This window comes from Bacteroides reticulotermitis JCM 10512, assembly GCF_000517545.1.
Classification (GTDB): domain Bacteria; phylum Bacteroidota; class Bacteroidia; order Bacteroidales; family Bacteroidaceae; genus Bacteroides; species Bacteroides reticulotermitis.
The window spans coordinates 97,123-103,328 of sequence record NZ_BAIV01000024.1 but is presented as its reverse complement, the minus strand read 5'-3'; the positions used below and the strand labels follow the sequence as shown (position 1 = coordinate 103,328).

General features: G+C 45.6%; 5 protein-coding genes, 2 pseudogenes and 1 riboswitch. Of the genes and pseudogenes, 6 read left to right on the top strand and 1 reads right to left on the bottom strand.

Annotated features, from left to right (window positions below; translation table 11 throughout):
- The 3 genes from JCM10512_RS23125 to JCM10512_RS14510 all read left to right on the top strand — a co-directional run.
- Positions 1–232: hypothetical protein (locus JCM10512_RS23125; RefSeq protein ID WP_206777882.1), on the top strand; the 232-nt coding region annotated here is incomplete at its 5' end.
- A 235-nt stretch (positions 233–467) separates the two neighbouring features.
- Positions 468–995, top strand: a complete 528-nt coding sequence (locus JCM10512_RS14515; RefSeq protein WP_044164194.1) for a leucine-rich repeat domain-containing protein — start codon at positions 468–470, stop codon at positions 993–995.
- A gap of 6 nt (positions 996–1,001) precedes the next feature.
- A complete protein-coding gene (locus JCM10512_RS14510; RefSeq protein WP_148298417.1) occupies positions 1,002–1,736 on the top strand; it encodes a leucine-rich repeat domain-containing protein in 735 nt (244 codons plus the stop codon).
- Positions 1,737–1,791: 55 nt separating this feature from the next.
- On the opposite strand, the gene JCM10512_RS21500 is transcribed toward JCM10512_RS14510, so the two are convergent.
- The gene (locus JCM10512_RS21500) at positions 1,792–2,448 is read right to left on the bottom strand and encodes a hypothetical protein (RefSeq protein ID WP_148298416.1); all 657 of its coding nucleotides are present in this window, start codon (positions 2,446–2,448) and stop codon (positions 1,792–1,794) included.
- Positions 2,449–2,712: 264 nt separating this feature from the next.
- Positions 2,713–2,897, top strand: a riboswitch (cobalamin riboswitch).
- Positions 2,898–3,259: 362 nt separating this feature from the next.
- On the opposite strand from JCM10512_RS21500, the pseudogene nrdD reads away from it, so the two are divergent.
- The 3 genes and pseudogenes from nrdD to nrdG all read left to right on the top strand — a co-directional run.
- A pseudogene (gene nrdD / locus JCM10512_RS25140) lies at positions 3,260–4,027 on the top strand (anaerobic ribonucleoside-triphosphate reductase); the annotation flags it as partial.
- A 111-nt stretch (positions 4,028–4,138) separates the two neighbouring features.
- Positions 4,139–5,649 (top strand): annotated as a pseudogene (locus JCM10512_RS25135) (anaerobic ribonucleoside triphosphate reductase); the annotation flags it as partial.
- A gap of 27 nt (positions 5,650–5,676) precedes the next feature.
- Positions 5,677–6,141, top strand: coding sequence for an anaerobic ribonucleoside-triphosphate reductase activating protein (gene nrdG / locus JCM10512_RS14490; RefSeq protein ID WP_044164188.1), 465 nt, complete (start codon positions 5,677–5,679; stop codon positions 6,139–6,141).
- Positions 6,142–6,206 lie beyond the last annotated feature (65 nt).

Sequence of the window (6,206 nt, the reverse complement as noted above, 5' to 3'; positions counted from 1 at the left end):
CCATAATGCAAAGTTACTGGTAGCTGTTGATATTCCGACAAAGGGATTATTAACCTATAGGCCTATATTAGTCAGAGTAGATTCATCCAAGTTGGGAGTTCGTGGAGCTAAGCTTGATTTGCCCAGAATAAATCAACGCCAATATATCTTTCGGGATTTGTACAAACGAGGTTATGTGGGCCCATTCGGAAAGGATTACATCATAGCCGGGTGGAGGGTCGAAGAGCGATAAACGGCATGATCGAAGTAAAATGTTGAATTATGGGAAAAGAAAACCTACAAATAATAAACACTGATTCGACAATGTGTTATATGGATATGGCCTTTACTATTTTGGAAGAACACTCATTGAGTGGAGGTTACAACTTCACTCAATGATAAAAGATAAACAAAAAGCTCCCGGTTGCGATCTTTTTGTTTATCTTTACCCGACAAATTACCCCTATTAACGAAACACTTTATCTAATATGATGCACAAATATCTCTTGGCAGGACTGCTCATCTTCTGCCTTTATTCATGCCATTCGGAAGATGAATGGGTCCAATTTGAAGATCCAATCTTTGTAACTATCCTGCACGATGACTACGGCATTCCTCTCACCTCCAAAGGACGCATCGACATGAACGACGAAGCGACACGGGTAGCCCTGAGGGAAATCACCGCCTTAGAACTGCGCAACGCAAAATGTTTGAATCTGATAGGTATCAAACACATGCCGAATCTCGTCAGCTTAGCGTGCGATGGCAATCGGCTGACTTCGCTCGATGTAAGTGGAATGGATAGACTCCGAACAATCGATTGCTGGCGTAACCAACTCCAAACCCTGAACATACAAGGATGCAAATCTCTCCTGTCTTTAATCTGCCACAATCAGACGGACAACAACGACCAGACTCTGCAAATGACGTTAATCATGTCGCCTGACCAAAAACCGTACTGGGAAAAGTATTGGAAACCGATGTTCAAAGATGTTATACCGGTTTTTAAAGAATAAGAGAAGATGAGAACAAAATTAATCTGTTTTTTGACCTGCCTATGGATGTGTGCCGCCTGCTCGAAAGACGAGATGCCTACGGGGGAAGAGTTCGCCGATTCTAACTTTATTGAGTATCTTCATGAAAACCATCAAGTACCGGTAACCGCGAACGGTAAGATCGATCTCAACGACGCGATGACACAAGTACGCTTGAAAGCCATCACACAGCTTATCATCAATGACGCCAAACCAATCTATGACTTGACAGGCATCCGCAACCTAGTTACGTTGAATAAGCTATATTTCAATAGTGAGATCGAAGCATTGGACGTCAGTAACATGGAATACCTAACATCCCTGAACTGCTCGGGAAGGGCACTTACTCATCTCAACATCCCCAACACGCCTCTACTCGAAGCACTAACCTGCAACGGTAATGAGTTATCCTCTCTGGATCTGTCGGATAACCCTCGCCTGCAATTTCTTTTTTGCTCTTTCAACAAACTGACTTCCCTCGATTTGAAGGCTTTGCCCAAACTCAGTTATTTGATTTGTCACAACAACTGTCTCACTGAACTGGATGCTTCCGGAATGACTTTCGATGAAGAAGACCTCATACTGAGCTGCGGTGAGCAAACCGATGAAAACGGCAATGCGCAATCCTTGCACTTAACGTTGTCCGAGAGTCATAAGGGGTTCTGGGAAGAACTGTCCCAAAAGATATACAACTCAAACATTGAAGTTACATTCAAACCCTAATCGATCGGGCGATATATGGAACGACAATCAGGCTAAATAATGCTTTGGCAGTCATTTACAACTCCCCCACCTCATCACCCCCTTTCCGCAAATACTCCTCTTTAATCTGCTTGTATTTCTGTGAAAGCGGATTGTAGCGATAGATAGATACATGCTTCAACCGCGCCTCATCCTTCTTCTGCAACTTCAACTCCTGCTGCTTCTCGGCCGACAAGCGACGGGCACGTGTCGCCTTAAACAGATCGTACATGGGCGTATCCCGAAGCTCGTGGACAAACAACTTCTTTATACGCCGCAGCACCTTCGCCTCCCGGTACGAACAAGGCCCCCTACCTGTTTCACTCACAAAAAAGCAGATCAACCGCTTCTCCAACTCTTGCAGGCAATACAAACGAGCATACAAACCAAAAGGCTCACTTTCCGGTAAAATCAGCCTGAAAAACTCCGGCTGCCGCCAAAAAGCAAGCTCATGCTCCGTAAACCGACAAAAAGAACAAGGAGCAGGAGTCTCGCCCTGAATCAGAGCGGATAAAGAGTCGATGATCCGCATGAGGATTTCTTGCTCCTCGTGCGAGTAAGGTTGAACCACTCGGGAGAAGAAATACTCATAGGTGCTTGCCAGCATCTCTTCCAAGATTGACAAACGACTCAGACGCCGATAGAAATGAAAAGATGTTTCGCTCAGCGGACAAAGCGTTTCGTTTTTTTCCATAATATAGAGATTTAGAATAAATACACATAAAGTTCCGTTTCAGTCATAATATAAGAAAAATTTTTATTACTTTTGTACCCATCCACACTGCAAAGCACACAAAGTAGTGTCTGACTTCCGGAAAAAACACGCAAGAACCGAACATACCACAACTAAAAAAAATGAAGAAAGTTATCCGGAACGGAAAACTTTCTGTATCAGCGAGAAAGAAATGTTTCCCAAAATTTAATGTTAAAAGCTAACCGGGTTATTACAATATTTTCTATCTTTGCCTACGGCTTCGGAACTAAAAAGGGGGTTAGTCATGAGGGAACGCTGTGCGAATCAGCGACAGTACCCGCTGCTGTAAGTCTCTAAGAATCCGCACAATATGTCACTGTATCACCGGTATGGGAAGGCGTTGCGAGGGAGAGATAAGTCAGAATACCTGCCGAAACCGATTGAAAACTAGCGATTTGATTCAAGACGTTTTTTCTTATAAACGGAAGATGTACGGGGAAGTTACAGTTCCATTTCGAAGAGATGAATTTCATTTTTAGAAAACTTAGTCGTACCAAAGCTTTGCCCCAAAAAGCATCAACAGTCAAAAACGGCCTCAACCATTCTCCGGATGGAAGTTTGCAACTGACTGGTGAAAAAACAAAGCAATTATTCGTTTTGACAAACCAAATGAGACGCAAACCGCTAGCAATCAACCAGAGAACTGTTTAATTATTTTTTAATCATCAACAGCCGGCCGCTTATGCCTGATTGCACAAACGCAATTGCTCATAAAAGCTGTCCGTTGAAAAAACTTTCGGGAGTTAAAGTTATGAACTACGCGGAAATTTGTATCATCAAAAGAGATGGTAAGAGAGAAGATTTCTCTATTAGTAAGATTAAGAATGCGATTAGCAAAGCATTCAGTGCTACCGGATTTCAGGACGAATATCAGCTCATCGCTGATGTCACCATGAATGTAATCAATCAGTTTTCCACGCCAACCATTACCGTGGAGGAAATCCAGGATTTGGTGGAAAAGGAACTTATGAGAGTACGGCCTGAAGTTGCCAAGAAGTACATTATCTACCGCGAATGGCGTAATACCGAACGCGACAAGAAAACTCAGATGAAGCATGTGATGGACGGCATTGTGGCGATCGACAAAAACGATGTCAACCTGAGCAACGCTAATATGAGCAGCCATACTCCCGCCGGACAAATGATGACTTTCGCTTCGGAAGTGACTAAAGATTATACCTATAAATACTTGCTCCCCAAACGGTTTGCCGAAGCGCATCAGTTGGGCGACATCCATATTCACGACCTCGATTACTACCCCACCAAGACAACCACCTGCATTCAATATGACATGGATGATCTCTTCGAACGGGGATTCCGCACCAAGAATGGTAGCATCCGTACACCGCAAAGCATTCAGAGCTATGCCACGTTGGCAACCATCATCTTCCAGACCAACCAGAATGAACAACATGGCGGACAATCTATTCCCGCATTCGACTTCTTCATGGCCAAAGGGGTACGCAAGTCGTTCTACAAACATATGTCTTCACTCATCAGCTTCTACGTAAATCTGGAGCTGGGTACGCAACCGGATGAGAAAGCCATTCGCAAGCTACTCGAAGCGCATCTGCTCGATCCAATCAACCGAGTTGGAACGGGAGAGCTTCCGTATCGCATTGATCGCCCTGCAAATCAACCTGGATAAAGAGCATCTGATCCGCATCATGGATAAAGCCTATACCCTGACACAAAAAGATACACATCAAGCCATGGAAGGCTTCATTCACAACCTGAACACGATGCACTCACGCGGAGGTAATCAGGTGGTATTCAGCTCAATCAACTACGGAACAGATACCTCTTCGGAAGGACGCATGGTGATTGAAGAACTCTTGAAAGCAACCATCGAAGGATTGGGTGCACGCGGTGAGGTTCCGGTATTCCCCATCCAGATATTTAAAGTCAAAGACGGGGTATCTTACTCTGATAAAGACTTCGCAAAAGCAATGGCTGTCGAGAACATCGAGGAGGCTATGAAAGCCAAATACGAAGCACCTAACTTCGACTTACTTCTGAAAGCGTGCCGGACTACATCCAAAGCACTGTTCCCCAATTTTATGTTCCTCGATACGGAATTCAACAAGAACGAAAAATGGGATATCAACGATCCGAAACGTTACCGTTACGAGCTTGCCACCATGGGATGCCGTACACGCGTATTCGAAAACATAGCCGGTGAAAAGAGTTCACTGGGACGTGGCAACCTTTCATTCACGACCCTGAATATGCCGCGCTTGGCTATTGAAGCACGTATCAAGCCGAAAGCCTGGTGGAAGACACTCGTCATAAAGAAGCGGTGGAAGAGAAAGCGAAGGATCTCTTCCTCAAATCAGTACGCAACTTATCCAAACTGATAGCCGACCAACTATACGAACGGTATAAATACCAACGTAGCGCACTGGCTCGCCAGTTCCCGTTCATGATGGGTAACGATGTATGGAAAGGCGGCGGAGCACTCAACCCCAACGAGCAGGTAGGCGATGTATTGCGTAGCGGTACGCTGGGTATCGGCTTCATTGGCGGACACAACGCCATGGTGGCTCTCTACGGGCAGGGACATGCGCACAGCCAGAAGTCTTGGGATACGCTCTACGAAGCGGTGATGGAGATGAATAAGGTTGTCGACGAGTACAAAGCCAAATACGAGCTTAACTATTCGGTACTGGCTACTCCGGCCGAAGGGTTATCGGGACGTTTCACGAAGATGGACCGTCGCAAGTATGGCAAAATACCGGGAGTAACCGATCGTGATTATTATGTCAACTCGTTCCATGTGGACGTTAAAGAGCCTATCAGCATTACGGATAAGATTAAAAGCGAAGCTCCGTTCCATGCCATCACCAAAGGCGGACACATCACGTATGTGGAACTAGACGGTGAAGCGCAGAAGAACGTACGTGCCATCGCCAAAGTGGTGAAAGTGATGCATGACGAACAGGTAGCTACGGCTCTATCAACCATCCGGTAGACACTTGTCACGCTTGTGGCTATAAAGGGGTAATTTATGATAAATGTCCGGTATGCCAGAGTGAAAACATTATGCGTATGCGTCGTATTACCGGCTACCTGACGGGCGACCTGAGTTCGTGGAACTCGGCCAAACGGGCGGAGGAGAAAGACCGGATCAAGCATAACTAAAACCATCTGTTTATATTCTACAGCATCGTGAATTTGTTAGGTACATACGCGGAGACAATTGTCGATGGAGAAGGAATCCGGTATTCCATTTATCTGGCAGGATGCTCGCATGGCTGCCCCGGATGTCATAATCCGGAAAGTTGGAATCCACTGGCCGGAGAAAGACTGACGGAGCAACGAATTACCGAAATAATTCGGGAAATCAACGCCAATCCGCTACTCGACGGGGTTACCTTCTCGGGGGGAGACCCTTTCTTCAACCCGGAAGCGTTCCTGCATCTGGCCAAACGGGTCAAGGAGGAGACGAAACAAAACGTGTGGTGCTATACCGGTTATACCTATGAAGAGATTCAAGCTGATTCGCGGCTGAGCGCACTACTCCCCTACATCGATGTACTTGTGGACGGACGTTTTGAGCAATCGCTCTATTCGCCTTACCTGGAGTTCAGGGGAAGCAGTAACCAACGGATCCTGCGACTGCATCGCTCATAACAGGCCGATTGCCTAAAAAAAACGATTATTAGGAAATAAAAATACTGAGTAGTAACGACTTTGCT

Coding starts and splice junctions, on each gene's coding strand:
- JCM10512_RS14515 (WP_044164194.1), top strand. CDS start 468: ATGATGCACAAATATCTCTTGGCAGGACTGCTCATCTTCTGCCTTTAT.
- JCM10512_RS14510 (WP_148298417.1), top strand. CDS start 1,002: ATGAGAACAAAATTAATCTGTTTTTTGACCTGCCTATGGATGTGTGCC.
- JCM10512_RS21500 (WP_148298416.1), bottom strand. CDS start 2,448: ATGGAAAAAAACGAAACGCTTTGTCCGCTGAGCGAAACATCTTTTCAT.